The sequence below is a fragment of the Streptomyces sp. NPDC056452 genome, assembly GCF_042796085.1.
GTDB lineage: Bacteria > Actinomycetota > Actinomycetes > Streptomycetales > Streptomycetaceae > Streptomyces.
Window position 1 is genome coordinate 184148 of the sequence record NZ_JBHTRI010000006.1, and the last position, 26221, is coordinate 210368.

Here is a 26221-nt window from a genome sequence, read left to right on the forward strand (position 1 = left end):
TGGTCGGGGTGGGCTTTGCCGTGCCGAGAAGGCATGACAGGACCCCGCGCGAGCCGGGCCGAATGCCTCACTTTTCGATAGGTTTCGCGCTTCTATTACTCACCCGGACACAAGAAAACAGTGCCGCCTAATTGCCTCGCAGAAAATTCGTGAAGCTCTATTGCGAAGAGAGGTTACTCACCCGTAACGTCCGGCGTGGGCAGCTCGGAAACGCGTCCGTACCTGCTTGTCCGACCCGCGTGGAGTCCTGGTCGCGCCCCCCTTCACCGGGATTCCTCATCGGGATTGTTCCAAGGCCCCGAACCCTCCATCCGGGGTGGAGCATCCCGCTGTCGGGGCCCCGTTGCCCGGCCCCCCGGGCTGCGGGGTCCCGCCCCGACCGCCGTGGACCTTGCGCAGATTTCGACAAAAGCACAGAGGGACTTTGTCACTCGGTGACAAGTGATCCACACCCCGTACCCGGTTCGCTGATTTCCGCTGTTCAACGGCTTGTCCTGGCGGTTTCGGCGGACATAACGTGCGCCTCCTGGTGCATGTGTGACGAGCCGCCATTGGATTTCTCAGAGCCGGAGCGATGACAGATGACTTCGTTCACCGACATGTCGAAGGAGGGCCGATGGGAATCGAAGTAGTTGTCGAGGGCCTGACGAAATCCTTCGGTAAGCAGAACATCTGGCAGGACGTCACCCTCACGCTTCCGGCCGGTGAAGTGAGCGTGATGCTCGGTCCGTCCGGAACGGGAAAGACCGTTTTCCTCAAATCCATCATCGGTCTGTTGAAACCGGAACAGGGCCGCGTCCTCATCAACGGCGTCGACATGGTCAACAGCCCCGAGCGGGAAATCATGGAGACCCGGAAGCTCTTCGGCCTCATGTTCCAGGACGGCGCTCTCTTCGGGTCCATGTCGCTCTTCGACAACATCGCTTTCCCGCTGCGCGAACACACACGCAAGAAGGAATCCGAAATCCGCCGCATCGTCATGGAGCGGATCGACATCGTCGGACTGCTCGGTGCGGAGGAGAAGCTCCCCGGCGAGATATCCGGCGGCATGCGCAAGCGCGCGGGCCTCGCCCGGGCCCTCGTCCTGGACCCGCAGATCATCCTCTGCGACGAACCGGACTCCGGACTCGACCCGGTCCGCACCGCGTTCCTCTCCCAGCTGCTCATCGATCTCAACGCGCAGATCGACGCCACGATGCTGATCGTCACCCACAACCTCGACATCGCGGCCACCGTGCCCGACAACATGGGCATGCTGTTCTGCCGCAACCTCGTCACCTTCGGACCGCGCGAGGTCCTGCTCACCAGCGACACGCCCGTCGTCTCCCAGTTCCTCTCCGGACGCCGCGAAGGACCCATCGGCATGTCCGAGGAGAAGGACGCGGCCACCCTCGCCGCGGAACAGGTGAACGGCTACGACTACGCCTCGGTGCCGCGCACCGTCGTTCCGCAGCTGGAGCCCTCACCCGGAATGCCCGTGCGGCAGGGTGCGCTGCGCCGACGGGAGCGGGTCATCTCCATGATGGGCCAGCTGCCGGAGGCGGCCCGCACGGCCATCATGAACAGCTACACGCCGACCGCGGGCGGTGCGCGCCCATGACGGCACCGCTGCCCGTGCGGCCGCCCGAGCCGCCCACGACGACACCGGCACCCGAGGACAGGGCGCCGCGGCAGCGGCAGCCCGCACGGCTGCTCGCACCGCTGCGCGAGACCGGGAAGCTTTTCGCGCTCGCTGCCGCGGTATCCCGCGCGATCTTCCGCCGGCCCTTCCAGGTGCGGGAGTTCATCGAACAGTTCTGGTTCGTCGCCAGCGTCACGATCCTGCCCGCCGCTCTCGTCTCCATCCCGTTCGGCGCCGTCATCGCCCTTCAGGTCGGCTCGCTCACCGAGCAGCTCGGCGCGCAGTCCTTCACCGGCGGCGCCAGCGTCCTCGCCGTCATCCAGCAGGCCAGCCCGCTCATCGTGGCGCTGCTGATCTCCGGAGCCGCCGGCTCGGCCATCTGCGCCGACCTCGGATCGCGGAAGATCCGCGAGGAGCTCGACGCGATGGAGGTCATGGGCGTCTCGCCCGTCCAGCGGCTCGTCGTCCCGCGGGTCCTCGCCACCATGTTCGTCGCCGTACTGCTCAACGGACTGGTTTCCGTGGTGGGCACGCTCGGCGGCTACTTCTTCAACGTGGTCATGCAGGACGGCACGCCGGGCGCCTACCTCGCCAGCTTCTCCGCCCTCGCGCAGCTGCCCGACCTGTACATCGGTGAACTCAAGGCGCTGATCTTCGGCTTCATCGCCGGCATCGTCGCCGCCTACCGCGGGCTGAACCCGCGCGGCGGCCCGAAGGGCGTGGGCGACGCGGTCAACCAGTCCGTCGTCATCACCTTCATGCTCCTGTTCTTCGTGAACATGGTCCTCACGGCGATCTACCTCCAGATCGTCCCCCCGAAGGGGGGCTGACCGGTGTCGATGCTCAGCTGGCTCGATCGGTCGGGTGACCAGCTCACCTTCTACGTGCGGGCCCTCATCTGGATCCCCAGGACCCTGCGCCGCTACCTCAAGGAGGTCCAGCGGCTCCTCGCCGAGGTCGCCTTCGGCAGCGGCGGCCTGGGAGTCGTCGGCGGCACCATCGGCGTGATGATCGCGATGACCCTCGCCACCGGTTCGGTCGTCGGTCTCCAGGGCTACGCGGCCCTCGACCAGATCGGCACCTCCGCGTTCACCGGCTTCATCTCCGCGTACTTCAACACCCGTGAGATCGCCCCGCTCGTGGCCGGGCTGGCCCTCTCCGCGACCGTCGGCGCGGGCTTCACCGCCCAGCTCGGCGCGATGCGGATCAACGAGGAGGTCGACGCGCTCGAAGCGATGGGTGTGCGGTCCATGCCCTACCTCGTCACCACCCGGATCATCGCCGGCGTCGTCGCGATCATCCCCCTGTACGCGATCGGACTGCTCTCCTCCTACCTCGCCTCCCGCTACATCACGGTCCTGTTCAACGGTCAGTCCGCGGGCACCTACGACCACTACTTCAATCTCTTCCTCTCCCCGGACGACGTGCTCCTGTCGGTGCTCAAGGTGCTGATCTTCAGCGTGCTGGTGATCCTCGCCCACTGCTACTACGGCTTCCACGCCACCGGCGGCCCCGCCGGAGTCGGCGTGGCCGTGGGCCGGTCGGTACGCAACGCCATCGTGCTCATCAGCGTCACCGACTTCTTCCTCTCGCTCGCCATCTGGGGCGCGACGACAACGGTGAAGGTGGCCGGCTGATGCCCTCGTCCAAGGCGCAGACGGTGCGCCGCAGAATCGCCGGCGTGGCCTTCGTGCTCGTGCCCGCTGTGCTCGTGTGGGTGTCGGTCTCGGTGTACGAGAAGGACTTCAGCGACGACGCCACCGTGACCGTGCGCACCGGGAGCGTCGGCAACGAGATGCACGACAACGCCGACGTGAAGCTGCGCGGTGTCGTCGTCGGACAGGTGCGCGACATCGCGGCCGACGGCGACGGTGCGCGGCTGACCCTCGCCATCCAGCCCGACAGGCTCGGGCAGATACCGGCCGACGTCACCGCCCAGATGCTGCCCACCACTCTCTTCGGGGAGCGGTTCGTCGCTCTCGTGCCGCCGCCGGTTCCTTCCGCACAGACCTTGCGAGCGGGTTCCGTGATCCCGCAGGACCGCTCCAGCAACGCCATCGAGCTGGAAGAAGTCCTCGACAACGTCCTGCCGATGCTGACCGCGGTCAAACCGGAGAAGCTCGCCGCCACGCTCAACGCGGTCTCCCAGGCACTGGAGGGACGCGGCGACAAGCTCGGCGACACGCTGGTCACGCTCGACGCCCACCTCAAGGAGTTCAATCCCCAGCTGCCCACGCTCAACGCGGACATCAAGGAGCTCGTCAAGGTGAGCGCCCTCTACGCGGATGCCGCCCCCGACGTCCTGGACGCGCTCACCGACTTCACGACCACCAGCGGCACCATTGCCGAACAGCAGGCGCAGCTCGCCGATCTGTACGGCTCCACCACCGCGTCCGCCCAGGACGTCACGTCGTTCCTGCGGCGGAACAAGGACAACCTCATCCGGCTCTCCGCCGCAGGACGGCCGACGCTGGAACTGCTCGCCGAGTACGCGGACGCGTTCCCCTGCACCCTGCGCACGATGGCGGGATTCGTCCCCGCCATGGACAAGGCGCTGGGCAAGGGCACCGGTCAGCCCGGCCTCCACGTCACCCTCAAGGCCGTGAAGTCGAAGGGAAAGTACGTGGCAGGCAAGGACACCCCGGTCTACAGCGCGACCGGCGGCCCGCACTGCTACTCCGTTCCCTACGTGGGCAGGACGGTCCCGACCGCCGACGCCCGCGCCGCCGCCGACACGGACTCCGGCCCGGCAGCGGGGGAGGAGGCCACCGCGCCCGCCGACACCGGCAGTGCACTCGGCATCCCCAACTCCCCCCAGGAGAGCCGGCTCGTCAACGAACTCATCGCCCCCTCACTGAAAGTGCAGCCGCAGTCCCTGCCCGACTGGAGCAGCGTGCTCATCGGTCCGGCCTTCCGCGGTGCGGAGGTGAAGCTCAAGTGAAGCGCCGCTCCCTCGCGGGACCGCTCGCGAAATCCATCGTCTTCGTCGTGGTGACCGTACTGGCCACCACCGTCCTGGCCCTCTCCATCGCCAACACGGGGGTCGGCGACACGACGACGTACCGGGCGAGGTTCACGGACGCCACCGGGCTCGTCGTCGGTGACAGCGTCCGGATCGCCGGAGTCGAGGTCGGACAGGTCGAATCGATCGAGGTGGCCGACAAGCGGCTGGCCGAGGTCGCCTTCGCCGTGCGCAAGGGCCGCAAGCTGCCCGCCTCCGTGACCGCGTCGATCAAATACCTCAACATGGTCGGCCAGCGCTACATCGACCTGGACCAGGGCGCCGGCCCCGTCGGCAGGAGCTTCGCCGCGGGGGCGACCATCCCGCTCTCCCGTACGACCCCGGCGCTCGACCTCACCCAGCTCTTCAACGGATTCCAGCCGCTCTTCGAAGGGCTGTCCCCACCGGACGTCAACCAGCTGGCGGGCTCCATCGTCCAGGTGCTCCAGGGCGAGGGCGGCACCGTCGACAGCATCCTCTCCCACGTCGGATCGCTGACCGGCACCGTCGCGGCCAAGGACAAGGTGATCGGCGAGGTGATCAAGAACCTCAACACGGTCCTGAAGACCGTCAACGACCGGGAGGCGGGCTTCAACGACCTCGTGGTCACCCTCCAGAAGCTCGTCACCGGGTTCTCCGGCGACCGCAAGCCGCTCGGCGAAGCGGTCACGGCCATGGGCGCGCTCACGACCGTCACCGCCGGCCTCCTCGAGGACGGACGCAAGCCGCTCAAGGAGGACATCAAGCAACTGGGCCGTCTCACGGGCCAGTTGGAGAAGGGAACGCCGCAGATCGAGAGCTTCCTCGCGAAGACCCCCGCCAAGATGGAGGCGATCACCCGTCTCACCTCGTACGGATCGTGGCTCAACCTCTACCTGTGCGAGGCCAAGGTCTCCGGAGTGAGTACCGAGGACGGCAGCGCCCCGCCCACCGGCATCGCGATCACCCGACCGAGGTGCCTGGCATGAGAATCAAGCCCGTACGGGAACGCAACCCCGTGGCCGTCAGCATCGTCGGACTCCTCGTCCTGTCCCTCCTGGGCCTGGCCGCCTACCGCGCCGACGCGCTGCCCTTCATCGGCGGCGGAACCACCTACAGCGCCGACTTCACCGAGTCGGCCGGACTCGACAGCGGCGACGAGGTGCGGATCGCCGGCGTCAAGGTCGGAGAGGTCACCGGCGTCTCGCTCGACGGCGCCAAGGTGAAGGTCGACTTCAAGGTGAAGGACGCCTGGATCGGCAACTCCTCCACCGTCGGGATCGCCATCAAGACCCTTCTCGGAGAGAAGTACCTCGCCGTCGACCCGCTCGGCAACGCCCCGCAGGACCCCGGCTCCCGCATCACCGCGAGCCGCACCACCTCCCCGTACGACGTCACCCAGGCGTTCAACGGACTCGGTGAGACCATCGGGGAGATCGACACGGCCCAGCTCGCCCAGAGCTTCGAGACGATCTCCGAGACCTTCAAGGACTCCCCGCCCGACGTACGCAGCGCGGCGAACGGGCTCTCCGCACTCTCCAGGACCGTCTCCGAACGCGACGCCCAGCTCGCCACCCTGCTCAAGGGCAGCAAGCAGCTCACCAAGACGCTCGCCGACAAGAAGAGCAGCTTCGAAACCCTGCTGGAGGACGGCAACCTGCTCCTCGGCGAGATCCAGGCCCGCCGTGACTCCATCCATCTGCTGCTCACCGGAACCCGGAACCTCGGCACCCAGCTCACCGGGCTCGTCACGGACAACAACAAGCAGCTGAAACCCACTCTGGACTCGCTCGGCCGGGTCACCGCCGTCCTGGTGAAGAACCGCAAGAGCCTCGACAAGGTGCTCTCGATGGCCGGCTCCTACAACCGGCTCGTCGGCAACACACTCGGCAACGGCCGCTGGTTCGACAACTACGTGTGCGGAGTCGTCCCGAAGGACTACCTGCCCGCCGGCACCCTTCCCGAGGACGACTGCATGCCGCCGAAGCAAGGGGGCCGCTGACATGAGACCCGCACGCATCATCGGTATCGGCGCCGGTCTCGCCGTCGTCGCCGTCGCAGCCACCTCCGGTGTGATGGCCATGGACGACGCCGGAAGGACGACGGTCACCGCCTACTTCGACCAGGCCACCGGGGTGTACGCCGGCTCGGACCTGCGGATCCTGGGCGTGAAGGTCGGCACCGTCGAGTCCGTGGAGCCGAGGGGCAAGGAGGTCGCGGTCACCCTCCGGCTCGACGAGGGCGTCAAGGTCCCCAAGGAGGCCCACGCCGTAGTCGTCGCCCCCAGCCTGGTCGCCGACCGCTACGTCCAGCTCGCGCCCGCGTACAGCGGAGGGGCGCAGATCGAGGACCACGCCGTGCTGCCCGCCGCGAACAACGCGACGCCCATCGAGGTCGACCAGCTGTACGCGTCGATCACGGAGCTCTCCACGGCGCTCGGCCCGGACGGGGCCAACGCCGACGGGGCCCTGGCGGGACTGCTGGAGACCGGCGCGAAGAACCTCGACGGCAACGGAAAGGCCATCGGGGACTCCATCGAGCAGTTCGGCAAGGCGACGAAGACGCTCGACAAGAGCAGCGGGAACCTCTTCGACACCCTCTCCTACCTGCAGACCTTCACCACGATGCTGAAGGAGAACGACGGCAATGTGCGCGCCGCCGAGCAGCAGCTCAACTCCGTCACCGGATTCCTCGCCGACGACAAGAAGAACCTCAGCGCGGCCCTGAAGGAGCTCGGCAAGGCGCTCGGCCAGGTCAAGGGCTTCATTCAGAAGCACCGCGGCGCCCTCAAGGAGAACGTGGACCTCCTGGTGCCGCTCACCCAGACCCTGGTCGACCAGCGCGCCTCGCTCGCGGAGTCCCTCGACACGCTGCCGCTCGCGGCCACCAACGTACTCAACGCCTACGACCCGGCGAACCGCACCCTCAACGGCCGTACGAACCTCAACGAGCTGTCCATGGGCGGACCGCTCACCGAAGCCGACGCAGCCGGTCTGCAAGGGCTGGCACCGGTGGACGCCACCCGGCAGAAGGCGCTGCCCGTGCTGCCGCTGCCCGCGATCGGCACCGTCTACGGCACCCCGGGGAAGACCGGGACGGACAAGAACAAGGAAGCGAAACGATGAGCCGTGCCCTGCGCAGACCCGGAGCCCGTGCGACCACGGGCCTCGCCGCCCTGCTCGCCGTCGGTGTCGGCCTCGCCCTCGTCACCGCCACCGTCGACATGCCCTCGTTCACCGGCATCGACCAGGTGCCGCTGCCCGGCGGTGCCGACCTCGGCGACCACCCGTACGAGATCACCGCCGAGTTCGGGGACGTCCTCAGCCTCGCGCCGCAGTCCTCGGTCAAGGTCAACGACGTCGCGGTCGGCAGGGTCACCAAGATCTCCCTCACCCCCGGCGGATGGACCGCGAGGGTCACCATGCGGGTCAACGGGAAGATCAGGATGCCCGCCAACGCGTACGCCCACCTCGAACAGTCCAGCCTCCTCGGCGAGAAGTTCATCCAGCTCTCACCGCCCGCCGCCGGCACGGCCGAGGGCGCACTGGCGGACGGCGACCGGATCCCCCTCACGCGTACCAACCGCAACCCGGAGGTCGAAGAGGTCTTCGGCGCCCTGTCGATGCTCCTCAACGGCGGAGGCATCAACCAGCTCAAGACCATCACCACCGAGCTCAACAAGGCACTGGCCGGGCAGGAACCCCAGATTCGTTCGATGCTCAGCCGCGTCGACACGCTCGTCACCAACCTGGACGACCACAAGGAAGACATCACCGAGGCGCTCGACGGCGTCAACCGCCTCGCCGCCACCCTCGCCACCCGCAAACAGGACGTCGGCACCGTCCTCACCGGGCTGAGCCCCGGAATGAAGGTCCTGGAGAAGCAGCGCGGTTCGCTCCTGACCATGCTGCGCTCGCTCGACACACTCTCCACCGTCGCCGTCGAGACGATCAACAAGAGCAAGGCCGACACGATCGCGGACCTCAAGGCGATCGCCCCCACGCTCCGGGCCCTCGCCGACTCCGGCCAGGACCTGCCCGACTCCCTCCAGGTGCTGCTCACCTACCCGTTCACCGACGAGGTGCTGCGCGGAGTGAAGGGCGACTACCTCAACGTCTACCTGGATGTGACGGCCGTGCCCGGTACCCAGATCATCCCGGCGCTCACCCCGGACGGCACCGCGCCACCGGCACGGCACAAGGCGGCGCTGCCCCTGCCCCTTCCCTCGATCACGACACCGGGCACGGAGGGCACCAGCCGATGATCACCCTCGCCATCCGGCTCAAGAACATCGCCTTCCTCATCATCGCGGTGCTCGTACTCGGCTACCTCGGTGTGCGGTACGCCGACCTCGGCCACTACGTCGGCCTGCGCAGCTACTACACCGTGACAGTCCAACTGCCGCAGACCGGCGGCCTGTACACCCACTCCAACGTCTCCTACCGGGGCGTGTCCGTCGGCAGGGTCGGCCCGATCGAACTCACCGACGACGGTGTCGAGGCCGAGCTGCGCATCGAGAACGACGCACCGCGCATCCCGGACAGCCTGGAGGCCGTCGTCGCCAACCTCTCCGCCGTGGGCGAGCAGTACATCGACCTGCGGCCCACCCGTGAGGACGGCCCCTTCCTGGAGAACGGCTCGGTCATCGACCAGGCCGACACGACCGTCCCCGCCCCCGTCACCAACGTCCTCACCAGCGTCAACGACCTGACGGCATCCGTCGACGCGGAAGCGCTGCGCACCGTCGTCGACGAATTCGGAGCGGCCTTCAACGGGCGCGGGGACGACCTCCAGGTCCTGCTGGACACCGGCAGCGAGTTCGTCGAGGCAGCGGACGAGGCCCTGCCGACCACCACGAAGCTCATGGCCGACGGCGAGACGGTGCTGCGTACCCAGGCCGAACAGGGCGACGCCCTCAAGGGCTTCGCGTCCGGTGCCGAGGAACTCGCCGCGGAACTCAAGGGATCGGACGGCGACCTGCGACGGCTGATCTCCGCCGCCCCCGACGCGACCGCACAGATCAGCGGGCTGCTGCGGGACGTGGAACCCGGCTTCGGCGTCGTCGTCGCCAACCTCCTCACCACCTCCGAGGTCGCCGTCACCCGGCAGCGCGGACTGGAGGAACTCCTGGTGAGAGTCCCCGCGGTCGCCGCGGCGGGAGCGAGTGCGGTCGACGAGGACGGTGCCCGGTTCGGTATGTCGGTCACCTTCTTCGAGCCACTGCCCTGCACCGCCGGATACGGCTCCACGACCTACCGCGAGGGCACCGACCTCTCACCGGCCCCCGCCGTCAACACCAAGGCCCGCTGCGCCTCCTCACCCGGCACCGGGATCAACGTCCGAGGCAGCGCCAACGCCCCCAGGGGCGGGCCCGTGCCCGTGCCGGCCGTTCCCGGACCGCTCCGCACCGGCAGCGACAGTGACGACCGGCTCCCGGGTGCGTTCGGCACCGCCGGCGACACCTCGCCCGCCCCCCTGGGCATGGCCGGCCTCCTCGGCCTCGGAGGTGGCCTGTGAACGCCCGGACCAAGAGCCTGAGCGGCTGGGCCGTGCTCCTGGCCGCCGTACTGATCTGCGCGCTCGGCGGCTGGTCGTACGCGCAGGCGCGGGGCGACGACACCCTGGCATACGCGAAGAGCCGCGACGCCGCACTCGACGACGGGAAGCGGCACCTCGCCCGGCTGAACACCATGGACGGGAAGGACGGCACGACCGTCGCCTCGGGGCTCGACGCATGGCTGGCCTCCTCGACGGGGCCGCTGCACGACGGGCTGAGGAAGAGCCGCACGAAGGACGCGAGCGAACTCGCCAAGTCCGGTGCCACGGCACGCGGGAAGGTCACCGACGCCGCCCTCACCGCGCTCGACGAACGGGCCGGGACCGCCGCGATGATCGCGACCGTCGACGTCGAGGTCACCCCGCGCACCGGAAAGGGCGGCACGGAGCGCAAACGCTTCGAGGCGAGCCTCGCCCGGACCGGCGACGGCTGGAAGGTCAAGGCACTCGAGGCGATACCCGTCGGGAGCGGCACATGAAGAGGACCGGAGGGACCACGGTGCCGATCACCACGATCGACACCGGCCCGGAGGCGGGTACGGCGGAACCCGGGGCGGACGAGGCGGCCGCACCGAACCGCGGACGTCCGGCCCGAACCGTCGCCGCGGTCCTGGTCGTCGCCCTGCTCGCGGCCGGTGCCGTGTTCTTCGTCGCCGGGCAGCAACTCCGCGACACCCCCGCCACATCCAACCGCGCGCTGACCGACACGGCGGCGACCACCCGGGTCGCGGGCGATGTCAGCAACGCGCTGGGCAAGGTCTTCTCGTACAGCCCGCAGGCCACCGCCGTGACGAAGGAGTCGGCGAAGCAACTGCTGGCAGGCAAGGCGCTCCAGCAGTACGCGGCACTGTTCGGCCAGGTCGAGAAGCAGGCCGCCGACCAGAAGCTGACGCTCACCACCCATGTCGTACGGGCCGGAGTGACCCGGCTCAGCGGCAGCAGCGCCCACCTGCTCGTCTTTCTCGACCAGGTGTACGAGCGCGAGGGGAAGGCCGCCACCACCGCGGCAGCCCAGCTGTCCGTCACCGCCGAACTGCGGGACGGACGCTGGCAGATCGTCGAGATCACCTCCAGGTAGGGGAGAGGCACCGATGGCACGGGTACGGACGACGAGGAATCCGCTGATGGCGGCGGCGATCGCGCTGACCGCCCTGGCGGCGGTCGCGGCGGGCTGGGGCGGCTGGTCCCGGTACGACGCCGCTCACGACGACTCGGCGGCCTACGCACAGGCCCGCGACGACGCGCTGGCCGCGGGGGAGCAGGCCGTGCAGAACATGAACACGCTCGACCACGCGAAGCTCGACCAGGGTCTCGACAGCTGGGAGGACTCGACGACGGGCGACCTCCACAAGCAACTCGTGGACGGGCGCGACGGGTTCGCCGAGCAGATCGAGGCGGCCGGGACCGTCAGCACGGCCGAGGTGCTGTCGGGAGCGGTGACCGAGCTGGACGAACGGGCCGGCAGGGCCGGCGTGATGGTCGCGCTGCGGGTCACCGTGACCGCTCCGGAAGGCAAGCCCGCGGTGAAGGAGAGCCGGATGCTCGGGCAGCTCACCCGTACCTCCGAGGGGTGGAAGCTCAGCGCCCTCGGCCAGGCGCCCGTCGGCAACACCGCCGGCTGACACCGCCGCCCCGGACCGCACCGCCTTCGAGAGGACCCCAGTAATGTCGACGACCCGTCACCTTGTGAACCGTCAGCGCCGGTTGGCCTCCGCCGCGACGGCGACCGCCCCGCCCCGGGGGCGCGTCAGCGCTGACCGGCCGCCCGTGGGGAACGGGCCGGCCGCGGAGGATGCGGCCGCGGACGACGCAGCCGCAGACCCAACAGTGGTGGAGGAAGCGGACGTCGAGGATCCCGACGCGGATCAGGAGCCCGCGGAGGAGGAGCCCGGGACCCGGCGCAAGCGCCCGCCCCGTCTGCGCATCCGGCTCCCCGCCGTCCTCTGCGCCGCCACCGTGCTCCTCGGCGCCTTCGCCGCCTGGGCGTTCGCCTCGGCCGGCACCCTGCGCGACGACCCGAGCCGGCAGAACACCGCCCTCACCGACATCAGCCGGACCAGCGAGGTGAAGGGCCAGATCACCGAGGCGGTCGGGGCCGTGTTCTCGTACAACTACGCCTCGCCCGCGAAGTCCGACCGTGCGGCACGGACCCATCTGGTCGGACGGGCGGTCCAGCAGCACAAGGACATGCTCGCCGAGGTACGCGCGCAGGCGCCGAAACAGAAGCTCGTGCTCACCACGACCGTCACCCAGAGCGGCGTCGAACGGCTCGACGGCGACCGGGCCCGGCTGCTGGTCTTCGCCGATCAGAGCAACACCCGTACGGGAAAGGCGGAAGAGACGACCTACGCGGCGGCGATGTTCTCCGTGGACGCCGTTCGCCGCGGCGACACCTGGCGGATCTCCGCCATCGACACGTTCACCCAGTGACCCGGGCGGAGAGGGACCACGCATGAGGTTCAACGGAACAATGCGCCGCGGACTCACCGGCACGGCCACGGCCGTCGCCGCCATGGCCGCGCTCACCGCGTCCCAGGCACCCGGGCTCGTCGGCGGGGGCGACGACAGGAAGGCCGCGGCAGCGGACGACGTGGTCTGGACCCAGGTGCCCAACGACGACAGCTACCACACGGAACTGCCGCCGCTGAAGACACCCGAGCCGCCGAAGTCAGGCACGAAGCCGAACCCGGTCGTCGCACTGGCCTGGGCAGAGGCGGGCATTCCGGCGACGGTCTTCTCCGCGTACCGCAGGTCCGAGAGCTCGCTGGGCCGTACCGACCCCGGCTGCCGGCTCCCCTGGCAGTTGCTCGCGGCGATCGGCAAGGTCGAGTCGGGGCAGGCGCGCGGGGGGCGGGTCGACGCCCGGGGCACCACACTCTCCCCGATCCTCGGCCCCGTCCTCAACGGTGCGGGCTTCGCCGACATCCCGGACACCGACGGCGGTGCGTACGACGGCGACACCCGCTACGACCGGGCCGTCGGACCGATGCAGTTCATCCCCTCCACGTGGGCGCACTGGGGGAAGGACGGCAACGGCGACGGGCGCAAGGACCCCAACAACATCTTCGACGCCGCACTCGCCGCCGGGCACTACCTCTGTGCCGGGACGCGCAACCTGTCGGTGCGGGGCGACCTCGACCGGGCGATCCTCAGCTACAACCACTCGGACACCTATCTGCGCACGGTGCTGTCCTGGCTGGAGTTCTACCGCAAGGGCACCCACCCCGTCGCCGACGGCAGCGGCGTGATCCCCAGGAGCCCCGGAGCGGGCGGCCCGACCCCGCCCAAGGCCCCGGTCGGCGGCCCCGGCCGCCCGGACGACGGCGGCGGCATCATCGTCGGCCCGCAGCCCACCCGGACACCCGGTCCCTCGACCTCGCCCGGCCCCTCGCCCTCGGACTCCGCCACCCCGGACCCCAGCGGCTCCCCGACGGACCCGGGCCCCAGCCCCGACCCGACCGACACCGGGCCCACGGACCCGACCACCGATCCGGATCCCAGCACGTCGCCCGACCCGACCACGGACCCCGGCACGTCACCGGACCCGGACCCCAGCACCTCCCAGCCGGGCTGCCCCACGGAGTCCGCGGAGCCCGGCCCGTCGCCCACCACGACGCCCTCCGACGCACCCCCGGACGATCCCTGCGCCACCCCGGCCGCCTGAGCGTCAGCCGGCCGGAAGCACCTCGGACAGGTCGTACCGCACCACTTCCTCCAGCTGACCGTAGGTGCAGCCGGCGGGGGTGCGGTCCGGCCTCCACCGGCGGAACTGGGTGGTGTGGCGGAAACGGTCACCCTCCATGTGGTCGTAGGCCACCTCGCAGACCCGCTCGGGGCGGAGCGCCACCCAGGACAGGTCCTTCTTGCCCGACCAGCGGCTCGGTGCCCCCGGCAGCCGTGACCCCTCGTGCGCGGCCGCGTCCGCCCAGGCCGCCCAGGGGTGCTCGGCGGGATCGATCCGCAGGGGCTCCAACTCCTCGACGAGTTCCGCGCGCCGCTTCATCGGGAAGGCCGCACAGACCCCCACGTGCTGGAGCGCGCCCTCGGAGTCGTACAGCCCCAGCAGCAGGGATCCCACCACGGGGCCGCTCTTGTGGAAGCGGTAGCCCGCCACCACGCAGTCGGCGGTCCGGGCATGCTTGATCTTGTACATCGCACGGACGTCGGGCCGGTAGGGCAGGTCGAGCGGCTTGGCGACCACCCCGTCGAGCCCCGCGCCCTCGTACCGTTCGAACCACTCCTGGGCGACGACGGGGTCCGTGGTGGCCGGAGCGATGTGAACGGGGGCGGACGCACCGGAGAGCGCCGTCTCCAGCAGGGCCCGCCGTTCGGTCTGCACGGTACTCAGCAGGGACCGGTCGTCCAGCGCGAGGATGTCGAAGGCCACCAGGCTCGACGGCGTCTGCTCGGCCAGCATCCGCACCCGCGAATCGGCCGGATGGATGCGCTCGCTCAGCCGGTCGAAGTCCAGCCGCCCCCCGTGCGCCACCACGATCTCCCCGTCGATCACACAGCGGGGCGGGAGGTTCTCCCGCAACGCCGTGACCAGCTCGGGGAAGTAGCGGGTGAGCGGCTTCCCGGTCCGGCTGCCGATCACCACCTCGTCGCCGTCCCGGTGCACGATCGCCCGGAAGCCGTCCCACTTCGCCTCGTACTGCATACCCGGCGGAATGGCGGACACGGACTTGGCGAGCATCGGTTTCACAGGAGGCATCACGGGCAGGTCCATGGACCGATTCTGGACTGTCCCACGGAACACGTCTCCCGATATGCGGCATATGTGAGCCCGGCCTACGGTGGCCGACATGGGAGCAGCGGTGGAGCTGGAAGCGGACGGACGGCCCGTACGGCTGTCCAATCCGGACAAGGTGTACTTCCCCGAGAAGGGCTACACCAAGAGGGACGTGGCCGAGTACTTCCTGGCCGTGGGGCCCGGGATCCTCCGCGCCCTGCGCGAGCGTCCGACCACCCTCCAGCGCTTCGTGGACGGTGTGGAGGGCGACTTCTTCTACCAGAAGCGTGCGCCGAAGAACCTCCCCGACTGGACCCCCACCGCCCGCATCGAGTTCCCGAGCGGCCGTCACGCCGACGAGATGTGCCCCACCGAAATCGGTGCCGTCCTCTGGGCGGCCAACCTGGGCACCCTGACCTTCCACCCCTGGCCCGTACGCAGGGCGGACACCGACCACCCCGACGAGCTGCGCATCGACCTCGACCCGCAGCCCGGCACCGACTACGCCGATGCGGTGAGGGCGGCCCACGAACTGCGGTCCGTCCTCGACGACCACGGGCTGCGAGGCTGGCCCAAGACCTCGGGCGGGCGTGGCATCCACGTCTTCGTGCCCCTCGTGCCCGAGTGGACCTTCACCCAGGTCCGGCGTGCCGCGATCGCCGTGGGACGCGAACTCGAACGCCGTATGCCGGACCGGGTCACCACCGCGTGGTGGAAGGAGGAGCGAGGCGAGCGGATCTTCGTCGACTACAACCAGACGGCCCGCGACCGGACCATCGCCTCCGCCTACTCCGTACGCCCCCGCCCGTACGCCCCGGTCTCCGCTCCGCTGCGCTGGGAGGAGATCGACGACGCAGAGCCGCGCGACTTCGACATCCGGACCATGCCCGTGCGGTTCGCCGAGGTGGGCGACCTGCACGCCGACATGGACGACCACGCCTTCCGGCTCGACACGCTGCTGGAGCTGGCCACGCGCGACGAGCAGGAACACAAGCTCGGCGACCTGCCCTATCCGCCGGAGTACCCGAAGATGCCCGGCGAACCGAAGCGGGTGCAGCCCAGCCGCGCCCGGCACGACGACGGCAACGAGGCATGAACGCCGGACACACGGCTGAGCACGGAGCGCACGGCAGGCCCCCGACGCGGCGCGAGAAGTGGGAGGCGTACAAGCAGTCGCCCTACTTCCCGGCGGTGGTCCTGCTGTTCATCCTGGCCGCCGCGGCCGGACTCTTCGCGGGCTCGTACACCTACGCGATGGCCAACCCCACCCCGCACCGGATCCCTGCCGCCGTGCTCAGCGGCGCCGACGTGGCGCGCGGCAAGGCGTTCGTCGACGGCATGGAGAAGGCGCTCGACACCTCCCTGGAACTGCACAGGTACGGGACCCGGGCCGAGGCACGCGAGGCGCTGGACGAACAGAAGGTCTTCGTGATCCTGCGGACGGTCGGCGACGGGGTGGCGATGGACGTCGCCGCGGCGTCCGGCGCCACCGTCGCGGAACTCCTCGCCGAGACAGGGGTGAAGGTCGCGGACACCCTCGGCATCCCGCTCGCGGTCACGGACGTCAAGCCCCTGCAGAAGGGTGACCCGCGCGGGCTGGCCCTCTTCTACATCTCGCTCGCCGCCGTCATCATCGGCTTCCTCGGGGCGATCCAGCTCAGCGTGCACGCCCGCGAGCTGCTTCCGCTGGAGCGCATCGCGTTCACCCTGGGCTACTCGCTCCTCGGTGGCTTCGCCATCGCGGCCGTCGTGGACTGGGGACTGGGCGCGGTGGACCTCCCGTTCGTCCAGTCCTGGCTGATCCTGTCGTTCACGATGTTCACCTCGGGCATGGTCTTCACCATGTTCAACACCCTCATGGGGCGCTGGGCGATGATCCCCACCTGGGGTGTCATGGTGCTGCTCGGCAATCCCTCGTCGGGCGGCGCGGTGTCCTGGCCGCTGCTGCCCTCGCTGCTCGGGCACATCGGCCGCTGGCTGCCGCCGGGCGCCTCGGTCAACGCCCAGCACACGGCTGTCTACTACCAGGGCCACCAGTTCGTCTTCCCGTATCTGGTGCTCGCGGCCTGGTCGCTGGTGTCCTGCACCGTGTTCTGGGTGTGGCGCCACCGGCACCCCGGAGGCCGCGGTCACATGCCTGAGCATGCGGCCGCGGCCCCCTGAGCGCTCCCCGGTGCTACAGCTCCTGGATGCGGATGTCGCGGTAGGAGATGACGTCCGTGGTGCTGTGGACCTGGAGCCCGATGTAACCGGTGCTGTAGCGCCGGCCGTCGGTACCCGGGTCGTCGCCCCGCGGAGGCTCGAAGAGCTGACCGCCGGTGTTGTCGAACTCGTTCAGCAGGACACCGTTGCGGTAGACCGAGTAGTGCTGGTCCACCACCCGGATCTCGTAGTCGTTCCAGGTGCCCTTGGGGGTGACCCCCGCGCCGCCGAGGCCCACGCGGTCGAAGCCGTAGACGGACCCGGTCTTGTACATGTCGCCGTCGGGCCGGTCGTTGACCTGGATCTCATGGCCGTACTTGATGGCGACCCACTCCGGGCGCGACTCCTCCGGGTGGTCACGGACGTCCGGGAAGCGGACGAACACCCCGCCGTTGGCATTGCCCGCACCGGGAGCGTCGTCACGCCACTGGAGCTTCAGCGAGAAGTCGCCGTACTGGCGGGCCGGGAACCACAGCATTCCCATCCCGTCCACCGAGGTGGAGCTCGTGATGGACCCCTCCTCCGCGTTGAGCCCGAACTTCCCGCCGCCCACGTGCTGCCACTTGGCGAGGGACTCCGCTGTGCCGTCGAACAGCTTGCGGTAGCCCTCGTCCTGGCCCGGCCTGCCGATGCCGGACTGCTTGGCCGCCCGGTAGATCTTCTTGTGCTCACGGGCGTCGATCGCCCCGTCGGCGAGCAGCTTGTCGAGGACCTTGTCGACGTGCTTGAGGAACAGCGCGTGCGAGGACCAGTCCTTCTCGTCCTCGATCAGCTCGTTGATCGTGCAGCGGTTCCCGGTGACCCGGTTGGGCACACCCGTGTCGACCGTGCCGACGATGACGGTGAGCCGTTCGTCGAACTCGGGGCAGTTGGGCGCAGGGACCCCGCCGCTCTCGGCGATGGTGAACGACGCCTGTTTCGCCGCGGAGGTGTTGCCGGCCTTGTCCGTCGCCCGGTGGGCGAAGGTGTGGTACCCGACCCGGTCCACGATGACGGGCGCGGTGTACGCGAGGTACGGGCCCCCGTCCAGCGAGTACTCGGTCTTCTCCACGCCCGAGTCGGCGTCGGTGGCGGTCACCGTGGCCTTGGCGCTGGTGATGAACGCGCCGTCCGAGTTCTTGTCGCCCTCCACCGCCACGGAGGTCTCCGGAGGTGTCTGATCCTGTGACGGCGGCTCGACGACGGTGAAGTCGACGGACTTCTCGGCTGCCGCGTTGCCGGACTTGTCGGTGGCGCGGTAGCGGACCGTGTGCGTCCCCACCTCGTGCACCATCACGGGTGCGGTGTACGCCTGCCAGGCGCCGTCCGCCCCGATCGCGTACTCGATGGTGTTGACGCCGGACCCGGTGTCGGACGCGGTCACGGTGACCGTGGCCATGCCCAGGTAGGCGCCCGCGTCGTCCTTCTCGCCCGAGACGGTCGCCGAGGTCTCCGGCGGCGTCTCGTCGTCCGTGGGCGGTGCCGCGACCGCGAAGTCGACGGACTTCTCGGCTGCCGCGTTGCCGGACTTGTCGGTGGCGCGGTAGCGGACCGTGTGCGTCCCCACCTCGTTCACGACGACGGGCGTCGTGTACGGCTGCCAGGCGCCGTCGGCCCCGATCGCGTACTCGACGGTGTCCACGCCCGAACCCGCGTCGGTCGCCGCCACGGTGACGGTGGCCTGACCGATGTACGCGCCGTCGGCGTTCTTGTCGCCGTTCACCGTCGCGGAGGTCTCGGGTGCGGTGGTGTCCTCACCGCCGCCGCCCTCGGTCACGGTGAGGATGCCCTGCATCGAGCCGTGGCCGGGAATGGTGCAGTGGTAGAAGTACCGGCCGGGCGTGAGGGTGACCTCGACGCTGTGCTTGCCGCCCGAGCTGTCACTCGGGTTGGCCAGGATGTTCAACGGGACGTCGTTGTTGAACTCCACGTCCGACACACTGAAGGTCAGCGTGTGCGGCATGCCCGTCGTGTTGCCCGTGGCGGTGCTGTTCTCGAAGACGATGGTCGCCGGGCCGGCCACCGCTGTCTTGGGTGCCGACAGGTAGTGGTCGATGGGATCGCCCGCGGTCCAGTTGAGTACCTGGTCGGCCGCGGCCGCGGGACGGTCGTCGTCGCGTCCGTACGCGGCCGTCGACGTCAGCCCCAGGACCATCAGGAACGAGCCGAGCAGGGCCAGCCACAACCGGGCGGGTCCGTAACGCTGTCGCGCGAGGAGTGAAGGGTGTCTCACTGCGCTGCCGCCTTCCTGGCCAGGTCGGAGGCGGCCGGGGTCGGGCCGCCGCCCTTGTACGTCACGCGCCACAGCGCGGACTTGGAGTCGGAGGTGAAGAAGCCGCGCCCGTAGTCCAGGACGTAGAGCGAACCGTCGGGGGCGAACTTCCAGTCCATGAGGTTGCGGATACCGTCCGCACCGACCGGAATGATCTTCTTCAGGGACTCGGCGTGCGTGGGGGTGCCGCCCTTGCCGACCGTCTTCGGGTCGGTGAGCACGGCGTGCCGCGGCTGGGTGTCGTCGTAGAAGTCACCGACGAACCACTTGCCGTCCCAGTACGAGGGCCACTTGGCCTCGCTCGTGCTCGTCGCGTCGTAGCGGTAGACCGGGCCGTTCATCGTGGCCTGGCCGCCGCCCTTGAGCCAGGGCAGGAGCTGCTTCTGGTCCGCCACCTTGTAGCTCGGGATGCCGTTGGCGTCGCGCGGGTAGTCCACGCCGCCGCCCTGGGGCGAGTACCAGATGGTGTTGGACGTGATCGGCGGCAGCTTCACGAGGCCGTCGTTGTTCGGCGACTCGTTCCTGGGGGCGTCGCAGTTGTACCAGCCCAGCGGCTTGGTGGGATCCGGCAGATTGCGGTCCCGGTAGGGCTGCTTGTTGCCCATGCAGTACGGCCAGCCGTGGTTGCCGGCCTTGGTGATGGCGGCGAACGTGTCGTACTTGGCGGGTCCCCACGTGGTGCTGGGGGAGCCTGCGTCCGGGCCGACCCAGCCGGCGTACAGCGTGTCGGTGGCCTTGTCGACGGAGATCCGGGCCGGGTTGCGTACACCCATCACATAGATCTCGCCGCGGGTCTTGCCGCCGCCCTCGTCCGGCTCCCTGCCCGTGAAGAGGTTGCCCTCCGGCAGGGTGTAGGTGCCGTCGTCCTCGGGGTGGATCCGCAGGATCTTCCCGTTGAGGTTGTTGGTGTTGCCCGCGGTGCGGCGGGCATCGGCGAACGACACGCCCTTGTAGTTCGGCTGGGGGTTGTTACCGGAGTAACCGTCGCTGAAACCGGAGGAGTTGTTGTCCCCGGTGGCGATGTAGAGATTCTCCTTCGAGTCCCAGGCCAGGCCGCCGCCCGCGTGGCAGCAGCTGTGGATCTGGACCGGCCAGTGCAGCAGCACCTTCTCGGAGGCCAGGTCCAGCTTGTTCGTGGCCGGGTCGAACGTGAAGCGCGAGACCTGACGCACCGCCATCTGCTTGTCGCGGTCGATCTTCGCGTGCGGTGTGTAGTGCAGGTACACCCAACCGTTGGTGGCGAAGTCCGGGTCCAGCTCGATGCCGAGCAGTCCCTCCTCCACCTTGACCAGCTCGTCGCCGCCGCCCTTGTTGCCGAAGACGGTCAGCTTGCCCGCGAGGGTGACCTTCTTGGTCGCCGGGTCGTAGACGTGGATCTCGCCCTGGCCCTTGCCGATGTCCGGGTTGTTCCAGTCCGTGACGACCGGCTGGTCACCGTCGGCGCCGCCGCGCCCGATGTAGAAGACCCGGCCGTCCTTGGCGGTGACGAGGCCGTGCGGCTCGCCGATCTGGTCGTTCTGGCCGGGCTGGTTGGGCTGGGTGAGGCGCTCGGCCGTGTAGTTGGCGTCGATCGTCGCCTTGCAGTCCGCCTGGGAGGTGCGGCTCGTCCAGGCCAGCGCGCCCCGCAGATGGTCGCGGAAGTCCGTCTCCGCGAAGCTGCTGACCGTACCGCCCATGCCCGTGTAGAAGGACCGGCCGCCGTCGTAGTCACGGCACCAGGAGACCGGGTGGTCCCAGCCGTTGGCGCTCGCGCCGGGCGTGTACGTGATCTCGCGGACGCGGGCCACGGTGTGCACGTCGCCGGACGGATTGTCCTTCCAGTTCAGCCACTTGTCGGGGCGCTTCCACTCCAGCGGGAGGTTCTTCGTCGCGGGGTGCTGACGGTCCCCGATCTCGACCGTGGCGCGCTGGACGTTCGCCGGGCTGTCCGCCGTGGGGCGGGCGCCGACCAGGCCCGTGAACCAGTCGGAGTACGGCTCGGTGCGCGCCGCGTCATGGATGCCGAGGAAACCGCCGCCCGCCTCCATGTACGCCTCGAGGCCCGCTTCCTGCTCCGGGTCGAGGACATCGCCGCCGCCGGTCAGGAAGACGACCGCGTTGTACTTGCCGAGCTGCCTGCCGTTGGTGAAGACCCCGGCGTCGTCCGTGGCGACGGTCCTGAAGCGCCCGGCCTCCGGGCCGCTGAGCCCGATCTTCTCGATGGCCGCGATCCCCGCGTCCACGGTCGGCGACTCCTCGCCCGCCGAGGCGTGGAAGACCAGCACCTTGACGTCGGCCCCGCCCGGCGGCGAGGGAAGGGACAACGTTGTCGCCACGCGTTCCTTGAGTCCTGGGTCCGGATAGGGTCTGGCGCTGGCCGCGTTGCCGCCCAGCAGGGACGCGGTCAGTGCGCCGGCCGCCACCGCTGCCGCGAGGCCACGCCGCGATCTGGACCTGTGATGTGGTGTGCGCTTCATGTGGTCACCCACCCCTCTTTGGTCACTGCTCTGGTCACTGCAACTCTGTGGTCACTGCAACAGCGCACGAAGCTAGACCTCTTTTCGCGACTCGCCAATAGGTATGGCAGCAATCGAACGAACTTTGTCCTGAGTGTGGATAAACATGGTTCCCACAGCTACGGTGTGGGCCGTCCCGGGGAACAGCGCGTCAGTTTCCGTATCGCAGTGGGGAGTTCGACATGGACCGAAGGACCTTCAACCGGCGGATGCTGGTGGGCGGCGGTGTGGCGGCGGCGACCGGGGTGACATCGATGTCGCTCGGCGCGGTGCAGGCGAGCTCGGCGGAGAACCCGCCGAGGACCGCCCCCGCGGGAGGAGCCGTCCGCCACCTCAAGCTGTACGCCGAGAAGCTGGCGGACGGCTCGATGGGCTACGGCTTCGAGAAGGGCAAGGCCTCGATCCCGGGACCGCTCATCGAGATCACCGAGGGCGACACGCTGCACATCGAGTTCCAGAACACCACGGACGTCGACGCCAGCCTCCACGTCCACGGCGTCGACTACGACATCGCGAGCGACGGCACCCGGATGAACCGGAGCCACGTCGAACCGGGCGGCACCCGTACGTACACCTGGCGCACCCACGCCCCGGGCCGCCGCAAGGACGGCACCTGGCAGGCGGGCAGCGCGGGCTACTGGCACTACCACGACCATGTCGTCGGCACGGATCACGGCACGGGCGGCATCCGCAAGGGGCTCTACGGGCCCCTCGTGGTCAGGCGCAAGGGAGACATCCTTCCGGACAAGACGCTCACGATCGTCTTCAACGACATGACGATCAACAACAAGGCCGCCCACGAGAGCCCGAACTTCGAGGCCACGGTGGGCGACCGGGTCGAGGTCGTGATGATCACACACGGTGAGTACTACCACACGTTCCACATCCACGGGCACCGCTGGGCGGACAACAGGACCGGGCTGCTCACCGGCCCCGAGGACCCGAGCCGGGTCGTCGACACGAAGATCTGCGGGCCCGCCGACTCGTTCGGCTTCCAGGTCATCGCGGGCGAACACGTGGGAGCAGGTGCCTGGATGTACCACTGCCACGTCCAGAGCCACTCCGACATGGGGATGGCCGGACTGTTCCTGGTCGCCAAGGCCGACGGCACGGTCCCCGGCTACGACCCGCCGCACCACGCGGCCGGCGCGGCGGACGCCCACGAGCACTGAGCTCCCGGACGCCACCGACGGCCTCTCAGGCCGTCAGCCGCCGCTGCTCCTCCTCGACGATGAGCCGGGCGAGCGCCCCGTCCGACACGTCGACGGCATCGGGCGTCGCCTCGGCGACATCGCTGCGCCGCGCGTACGCGTCGAAGAGGCGGTCCTTGCGCGCGAGGATCTCCAGCATGCGCTGGTCGACGCTGTCGGCCGCGAGCAGCCGGTGCACCTGGACCGTCCGTATCTGCCCCATGCGATGGGCCCGGGCCACGGCCTGGTGCTCCATCGTGGGCTTGATCTGCGGTTCGCACAGGATGACCACCGAGGCCGCCTGCATGTTCAGCCCGACGCCACCGGCCTGGATCTGGCTCAGCAGGACGGCGTGCCCGTCCGCCGCGCCGAACGCGTCGACCAGCTCCTGGCGGCGCGCGGCCGGGAGACTCCCGGAGACCGGACCGAACACCCCGTCGCCCAGAGCCTCCCCGACGGTCCGGAGCACGTCGCGGAAGTACGAGAACACGACGACCTTGAGCCCGTTGTCCTCGGCCTCCGTGACCAGCTCGCACAGCCTGTTCAGCTTCGCCGAGGTCTCAGGACGCGCGTACGCGGCACGGCGCATCCGCATGAAGTGCCCGGCGGCGACCGCCTCGCGGTAGGCCTCGAGATCACCTGCCGAGAACTCCTCCCACTCGTCCGCCTGGACCAGCGCGGGGAGTTCGCTCAGGACGTCCTCCTGGTTCCGCCGCAGATAGGCGGGCGCGACGGCTCTGCGGAAGGCGTGCGAACCGGCGATGCCGTGCGTGGTGGTGACGGACGGCGCCAGTTCGGGCCGCAGCTGGCGCACGAGGCTCCGGAACTCCTCCACCCGGTTCTCCATCGGGGTGCCGGTGAGGAACAGGACCCGTTCGGTGTGGCCCGTCCAGCCGGTCACGGCACGGGAGCGCCGGGTGGCGGGGTTCTTCACGAAGTGCGCCTCGTCGACCACCACCATGCCGGGCCGGACCCCGCAGGCCGGCCCCTCGGGCAGGGTGTACAGCGCGTCGAACGTGGTCAGGGCGACGCCGCCCTTCTCGCGCCACTCGGCGAACGCGTCCTGCCGCTCGGGGCCGTGCACCGGCACGGCGCGCAGGGTGGAGCGGGCACGGATCTCCCGGCTCCAGTTGATCAGTACGCTCGCCGGGCACACCACCAGGAAGTGGGTCTCGTCCCGTGCCGCGAGATGGGCCAGCGCCGCGATGGCCTGGACGGTCTTGCCGAGCCCCATCTCGTCCCCGAGGATCACCCGTTTCTGGGCGAGGGCGAAGCGGGCGCCGAAGGACTGGTAGCCGCGCAGCGACACCCTCAGGTGTGTGTCGTCGAGCCGCAGTCCGCGCACCCGGTCCGCGATCCCTGCGGGCAGGAATCCCTCGGCGGCGTCCCGGTCGGGTCCGGCGGCGGACAACTCGGCGAGCAGGCTGTAGTACTCGGCCGACCGCAGCTCGAAGTCGACCCACGCCTCGGCCTCGGACGCGGGTCCCCGCAGCAGATCGACGGAGACCTGTCCGAACAGCAGCCGCAGTTCACGCGCGGCCGCCGCTTCCACGGCGGACCGTACGGAGGCGACGGCCGCCAGCACCTGCGCACGGGCCGCCCGTCCCGCGAACATCATGCGAAGCCTGCTGCGTGCCGGTGCGGCAGCCGCGAGGGGCGCTTCCAGCTCCGTCACGAGCCGCCGGGCGGCGGTCGTGGCCCGGCGTGCGTCGGGACCCGCCTCGACGAGCCGGTGCAGGGCGATGAGCAGCGCGGTCGTGGCCGCGTCCGAGGCGTCCACGTCTATCCGTACGGCGACGGTGTCCCGGACCGCGTGCGCGATCTGCCGGGTGGCTGCCAGCGCCCGGTCCGCCGTCTGCGCCCCCACACCGGGGATCTGGCGGAGCTCGTAGCGCCCGGTGTCATGGACCTGGCCCACCGTCAGGTAACCGGCCTGTTCCAGCGCGCCGAGCCGCAGCCGCCCCTCGGTGACGTCCCCGAGCCGGGCGAGGGGGATGGCGGCCAGCTCCCGGCCGACGAGGGAGTCGAGGAGGGGGACCAGCGCGGTGCGTGCGCTGTCGACGGCCCGGACGTGGTCGTCCAGGACCGCGCGGGCCGTCGTGACGAGCCGGTCCGCGTCCTCGAGCAGCTCACGGGCGGCTCTTCCCGTGGGCGCGTCCGCGCCCGTGGGTCCGGCCTGTGTCATGTAGGTCCTTCTGTCCCGCAGTCCTTCTGTCCCGCAGCCCCTCGGTGAACGAGTGCCCGTCACCTTCCCGGGCGGGGTACATCGTCGCACGGGCCGGGGGCGGAGCCTTCCATCACGGGGCGGGCGGCCTGCGTTCGGCCGGCGTCAGCAGCAGCACCTCCAGCGCGCGCGCACAGGACCGTGCCTGTTCGAGGAACCAGTCCGTCCGTTCGTCCGTGATCACGGACGGGGTGGCGCGCACGGCAAGCGCGAAGCGCGCGTGGCCGGAGCCGTCCAGCACGGGGACGGCCAGAGTGCGCACCCCGAGTGCCGACTCCCCGTCGTTGAGTGCGTACGTCTGGGTCCGTACACGCGTCAACTCGGCCTGCAGCAGCGCGGGTTCCACGATCGTGCGGTCGGTGAAGGCGCGCAGGGGCGGGAGCGCGGCCGGTCCGCTCTCGCCCGGCCGGGCCCAGGCCAGCAGGACCTTGCCCAACGCCGTCGAGTGCAGCGGTCTGCGCAACCCCGTGTGCGGGGTCACCGAGCCGCCGGCGACGATCACCGCGTGCGGGCCGCTGCGCAGCGCCAGGTCGGCCGTCGCCCCCGTGCGCTCCGCCAGGTCGGTCAGCTCGGGGGCGGCCAGATGGAGCCCCCGCTGGTGGTACGAGAGCCGGCCCAGCTCGGTCACCGCGGGGCCGAGCCGGTAGCGCGACGTGCGCGCGTCCTGCTCCAGGAAGCCCGCACCGACGAGGGTGCGGGCCAGGCGGTGGGCCGTGGAGACGGAGAGCTCCAGCCGCCGGGCCAGGTCGGAGGCGCTCAGGTCGGCGCCGTTGTCGTGGAAGCAGTGCAGGACGTCCAGTGCACGCAGCACCGCCTGGGCTCCGCCGTGCGCACGCACCGCCGCGGCCTCGGTCATGTCGTTCCACTCTCCGCTCGCGTGGGGGGAAGGGACCCGCGGGCCCCCATGGTTGCCACATTACGGGAGGGAAGAGAGGGCTGAACGAGACCGTGAAACACTCTGTTCACAGTC

Annotated in this window: 22 protein-coding genes; 17 read left to right on the top strand and 5 right to left on the bottom strand. The window is 69.8% G+C overall.

Annotated features, from left to right (window positions below):
• Nucleotides 1–616 precede the first annotated feature (616 nt).
• Genes ACFQ6X_RS08565 through ACFQ6X_RS08630 form a run of 14 tightly spaced genes read left to right on the top strand, consistent with a single transcriptional unit; the run spans nucleotide 617 to nucleotide 13821 of the window.
• Nucleotides 617–1600: an ABC transporter ATP-binding protein gene (locus ACFQ6X_RS08565; RefSeq protein ID WP_383177914.1), complete on the top strand. Its 984-nt coding sequence runs from the start codon at nucleotides 617–619 to the stop codon at nucleotides 1598–1600.
• Nucleotides 1597–2451, top strand: a complete 855-nt coding sequence (locus tag ACFQ6X_RS08570) for an MlaE family ABC transporter permease (protein WP_383177917.1) — start codon at nucleotides 1597–1599, stop codon at nucleotides 2449–2451. Before ACFQ6X_RS08565 ends, ACFQ6X_RS08570 begins: the two co-directional genes overlap by 4 nt.
• 9 nt (nucleotides 2452–2460) lie before the next feature.
• Nucleotides 2461–3258, top strand: coding sequence for an MlaE family ABC transporter permease (locus ACFQ6X_RS08575; protein WP_383178165.1), 798 nt, complete (start codon nucleotides 2461–2463; stop codon nucleotides 3256–3258).
• Complete coding sequence (locus tag ACFQ6X_RS08580) at nucleotides 3258–4562, top strand: MCE family protein (RefSeq protein WP_383177920.1); 1305 nt, start codon at nucleotides 3258–3260, stop codon at nucleotides 4560–4562. The genes ACFQ6X_RS08575 and ACFQ6X_RS08580 overlap by 1 nt, the downstream gene beginning before the upstream one ends.
• On the top strand, nucleotides 4559–5590 hold the full coding sequence (locus ACFQ6X_RS08585; protein WP_383177923.1) for an MCE family protein: 1032 nt from the start codon (nucleotides 4559–4561) through the stop codon (nucleotides 5588–5590). The genes ACFQ6X_RS08580 and ACFQ6X_RS08585 overlap by 4 nt, the downstream gene beginning before the upstream one ends.
• Nucleotides 5587–6603, top strand: a complete 1017-nt coding sequence (locus ACFQ6X_RS08590; RefSeq protein WP_383177926.1) for an MCE family protein — start codon at nucleotides 5587–5589, stop codon at nucleotides 6601–6603. The genes ACFQ6X_RS08585 and ACFQ6X_RS08590 overlap by 4 nt, the downstream gene beginning before the upstream one ends.
• A 1-nt stretch (nucleotide 6604) precedes the next feature.
• Nucleotides 6605–7726, top strand: a complete 1122-nt coding sequence (locus ACFQ6X_RS08595; RefSeq protein WP_383177929.1) for an MCE family protein — start codon at nucleotides 6605–6607, stop codon at nucleotides 7724–7726.
• On the top strand, nucleotides 7723–8865 hold the full coding sequence (locus ACFQ6X_RS08600) for an MCE family protein (protein WP_383177932.1): 1143 nt from the start codon (nucleotides 7723–7725) through the stop codon (nucleotides 8863–8865). Before ACFQ6X_RS08595 ends, ACFQ6X_RS08600 begins: the two co-directional genes overlap by 4 nt.
• Nucleotides 8862–10118: an MCE family protein gene (locus ACFQ6X_RS08605; protein ID WP_383177935.1), complete on the top strand. Its 1257-nt coding sequence runs from the start codon at nucleotides 8862–8864 to the stop codon at nucleotides 10116–10118. Before ACFQ6X_RS08600 ends, ACFQ6X_RS08605 begins: the two co-directional genes overlap by 4 nt.
• On the top strand, nucleotides 10115–10636 hold the full coding sequence (locus tag ACFQ6X_RS08610) for a hypothetical protein (protein ID WP_383177938.1): 522 nt from the start codon (nucleotides 10115–10117) through the stop codon (nucleotides 10634–10636). Before ACFQ6X_RS08605 ends, ACFQ6X_RS08610 begins: the two co-directional genes overlap by 4 nt.
• Complete coding sequence (locus ACFQ6X_RS08615) at nucleotides 10633–11235, top strand: hypothetical protein (protein WP_383177941.1); 603 nt, start codon at nucleotides 10633–10635, stop codon at nucleotides 11233–11235. Before ACFQ6X_RS08610 ends, ACFQ6X_RS08615 begins: the two co-directional genes overlap by 4 nt.
• A 46-nt stretch (nucleotides 11236–11281) precedes the next feature.
• On the top strand, nucleotides 11282–11779 hold the full coding sequence (locus ACFQ6X_RS08620) for a nuclear transport factor 2 family protein (protein WP_383178167.1): 498 nt from the start codon (nucleotides 11282–11284) through the stop codon (nucleotides 11777–11779).
• Nucleotides 11780–11822: 43 nt separating this feature from the next.
• The gene (locus tag ACFQ6X_RS08625; RefSeq protein ID WP_383177944.1) at nucleotides 11823–12587 is read left to right on the top strand and encodes a hypothetical protein; all 765 of its coding nucleotides are present in this window, start codon (nucleotides 11823–11825) and stop codon (nucleotides 12585–12587) included.
• 22 nt (nucleotides 12588–12609) lie between these two features.
• Nucleotides 12610–13821, top strand: a complete 1212-nt coding sequence (locus ACFQ6X_RS08630; protein WP_383177947.1) for a lytic transglycosylase domain-containing protein — start codon at nucleotides 12610–12612, stop codon at nucleotides 13819–13821.
• A 3-nt stretch (nucleotides 13822–13824) separates the two neighbouring features.
• Here the strand turns inward: ACFQ6X_RS08630 and ACFQ6X_RS08635 are convergent, their stop codons facing one another.
• The gene (locus tag ACFQ6X_RS08635; protein WP_383177950.1) at nucleotides 13825–14886 is read right to left on the bottom strand and encodes an ATP-dependent DNA ligase; all 1062 of its coding nucleotides are present in this window, start codon (nucleotides 14884–14886) and stop codon (nucleotides 13825–13827) included.
• An 88-nt stretch (nucleotides 14887–14974) separates the two neighbouring features.
• On the opposite strand from ACFQ6X_RS08635, the gene ligD reads away from it, so the two are divergent.
• Nucleotides 14975–15985: a non-homologous end-joining DNA ligase gene (ligD, locus tag ACFQ6X_RS08640; RefSeq protein ID WP_383178170.1), complete on the top strand. Its 1011-nt coding sequence runs from the start codon at nucleotides 14975–14977 to the stop codon at nucleotides 15983–15985.
• Entirely contained in the window at nucleotides 15982–17052 is a 1071-nt protein-coding gene (locus ACFQ6X_RS08645; protein WP_383177953.1) for an ABC transporter permease, read from the top strand. The genes ligD and ACFQ6X_RS08645 overlap by 4 nt, the downstream gene beginning before the upstream one ends.
• A gap of 13 nt (nucleotides 17053–17065) precedes the next feature.
• Here ACFQ6X_RS08645 and ACFQ6X_RS08650 read toward each other — a convergent pair whose 3' ends face one another.
• Complete coding sequence (locus ACFQ6X_RS08650; RefSeq protein WP_383177956.1) at nucleotides 17066–19303, bottom strand: OmpL47-type beta-barrel domain-containing protein; 2238 nt, start codon at nucleotides 19301–19303, stop codon at nucleotides 17066–17068.
• Nucleotides 19300–21798 (bottom strand): ThuA domain-containing protein, encoded by a 2499-nt coding sequence (locus tag ACFQ6X_RS08655; RefSeq protein WP_383177959.1) that lies wholly within the window; start codon nucleotides 21796–21798, stop codon nucleotides 19300–19302. Before ACFQ6X_RS08655 ends, ACFQ6X_RS08650 begins: the two co-directional genes overlap by 4 nt.
• Before the next feature lie 221 nt (nucleotides 21799–22019).
• Between ACFQ6X_RS08655 and ACFQ6X_RS08660 the strand changes: the two genes are divergently transcribed.
• Nucleotides 22020–23009, top strand: a complete 990-nt coding sequence (locus ACFQ6X_RS08660; RefSeq protein WP_383177962.1) for a multicopper oxidase domain-containing protein — start codon at nucleotides 22020–22022, stop codon at nucleotides 23007–23009.
• Nucleotides 23010–23034: 25 nt separating this feature from the next.
• On the opposite strand, the gene ACFQ6X_RS08665 is transcribed toward ACFQ6X_RS08660, so the two are convergent.
• Both ACFQ6X_RS08665 and ACFQ6X_RS08670 read right to left on the bottom strand, forming a co-directional pair.
• Complete coding sequence (locus ACFQ6X_RS08665) at nucleotides 23035–25212, bottom strand: DEAD/DEAH box helicase (RefSeq protein ID WP_383177965.1); 2178 nt, start codon at nucleotides 25210–25212, stop codon at nucleotides 23035–23037.
• 112 nt (nucleotides 25213–25324) lie between these two features.
• On the bottom strand, nucleotides 25325–26107 hold the full coding sequence (locus ACFQ6X_RS08670; RefSeq protein ID WP_383177968.1) for an IclR family transcriptional regulator: 783 nt from the start codon (nucleotides 26105–26107) through the stop codon (nucleotides 25325–25327).
• Nucleotides 26108–26221: the final 114 nt, after the last annotated feature.